This is a genomic window from Fulvivirga sp. M361, from assembly GCF_007097395.1.
In the GTDB taxonomy this organism is placed as follows: Bacteria; Bacteroidota; Bacteroidia; order Cytophagales; family Cyclobacteriaceae; genus Fulvivirga.
In genome coordinates, this window is sequence record NZ_VKDC01000096.1 from 1 (window position 1) to 2002 (window position 2002).

Consider the following 2002-nt stretch of genomic DNA (forward strand, 5'->3'; position numbering starts at 1 on the left):
GTTGATCTTGCTTCAATTCAACAACTGACCTAGTTAAGTACTATTTTTTAGCGTTTTGCGCCCTGCTACCTTTCCACAGCAATAGTTCAGGCGGAAAGAATGGGTGGGGGCTAACGTGTGAAGGACTTTTCCGGGTAGTGGACGGGGTGTGGTATATTCCATAAACCAAATATATAGAGCCATAGTAGTGCGGGCAAGCGCTGTACGGGCAGGGGATGAACGTACCCCTGCAAGCGGTTGTACCACACCCCACGTTTATGGAATAAAACAGGCGTTTTTTACTTTTTTACCCCTGACGATCGCTGACGTGAAGGCCCGGTGTCAGGAGTAGGTTTCTCCTCAGAAGTCATGAGCAAAGCCGCTCGGTAAAGCCATAGAAACATCCACCGGCCACACCGCGCCAGGCGGTACCCTCTTGTATATCAGCACGGGTCAAAAAAAGGTGAAAGCTCCCCAAAACAGCCATAACCGTACTTGCTGTTAATCCTACCGGCCGGCCTGAACAGGGTGAGGGATCAACGAAATACGCAAAGATCACCGAAACCTTACGCCCTATCTTTTTAACCGATGAAACGATAATTTCTGTCACCCGAAAAGTAGTTCCATTTTTAAAGTCGGCAGTCGGCAAAAATCAGTAGGCAACCTTATATTTTGCCTACTGCCACCTTGCCTATTGCTGACTGGACGAGAACTACCCTACACGTCAGTTCAGTATTAACTAGATGCTAACCGCTATGCGGGGGCTTTCTACTGTTTCCGTTGCAGCCAAAGTCCAGGGTAAGGGTAAGCCGAAATAATTTCAGGCTCAGGCCTATACAGTCTGCATGTAGTTTACCTCCCATTTGCCGGATATGGTTTAGCGCCATGCAGATGGGCAGCTCGTTAGAATTATCAATGCTGTGCAGGAACGGCACATCCGTATCCAGCGATACAGACAGCCTGCTTTGGGTTGAGTACAGGTCTACCAGTATGAACGTACCATTTTTAACCTTTACATGTGCGCACAGGTGTATCAGGGTAGTATAAAGCCTGCTCTTTATTTCCTCATAACGGGCAGGCTCGGCAGAAAGTAATTCTTCTAAAGGGGTGGCATAGCCTTTACACGAGAAGTTAACGAACATCTGCGTCTGCCTGTACTGCAGGTTATGGCAAAACTGGCGCACAACATATTCAAGTCTGTGAGGCTTCAAGGCACATTGTGCCAGCTCATACAGATCGACATCGTCAAAAATCAATGAGATGATACGGGTACGTACTTTTGCAGATTCTATTTTTTCCAGGCATTTGAAAATGCTTTCCGTCTCACCGGTACGTACGGCTTTACAAAGCTGATCATAGGGTTCGGGTGTGTCCATGGCATTCTTCTTTTTAAGTGGTAGGGTTATTTCTTGCTTTCGATGAACGCTAAGTACACTAACACCCCCTTTGTATTGCACCATTTTCATTGGTAATTGAATGGTAATTTTACCAGCCATTATGGGTATTTTTACCAAGAAAGGCGCTCGCCTTTGTAACTAGCACCCGAGTTAATATATTTGATTTATGGAACACACAACAAAACCCCGCCCCAAGCACATGGGAAGAAAGGTGAGACACATGCGAGAGTTACTGAACTTAACGCAGGATGACTTAGCCGAAAAAATGGACATGAGCCAGCAGACAGTATCTAACATCGAATCCAGCGAAGAGGTAGACGATGAACAACTGGAAAAGGTGGCTAAGGCGATGGGGGTAACTGGTGACGCCATTAAAAACCTGGATGAGAATGCTACGGTGTATAATATTATAACCACTCATGACCAAAAAGGTGGCAATACCAGCGCGTACAATTACAACTGTACTTTCAATGCTTTGGACAAGATGATGGAAGTCATCGATAAAAATGAAAAGCTATATCGCGAACTGCTCAAAGAGAAAGACGAAAAAGTAGCGATGCTGGAGAAGCTTTTAGGGGGTAAGAAGTAAGTCTGAAGTTTTACGTTTGATCTGAATTAAATCGGGA

General features: G+C 45.5%; 3 protein-coding genes. 1 reads left to right on the top strand and 2 read right to left on the bottom strand.

The annotated features are described in order from the left end of the window. Positions 1-346: 346 nt before the first annotated feature. The gene (locus tag FNH22_RS31730; protein ID WP_143402562.1) at positions 347-589 is read right to left on the bottom strand and encodes a hypothetical protein; all 243 of its coding nucleotides are present in this window, start codon (positions 587-589) and stop codon (positions 347-349) included. Positions 590-725: 136 nt separating this feature from the next. Then, the gene (locus FNH22_RS31735) at positions 726-1475 is read right to left on the bottom strand and encodes a hypothetical protein (RefSeq protein WP_143402563.1); all 750 of its coding nucleotides are present in this window, start codon (positions 1473-1475) and stop codon (positions 726-728) included. A 67-nt stretch (positions 1476-1542) separates the two neighbouring features. On the opposite strand from FNH22_RS31735, the gene FNH22_RS31740 reads away from it, so the two are divergent. After that, entirely contained in the window at positions 1543-1965 is a 423-nt protein-coding gene (locus FNH22_RS31740) for a helix-turn-helix domain-containing protein (protein ID WP_143402564.1), read from the top strand. Positions 1966-2002: the final 37 nt, after the last annotated feature.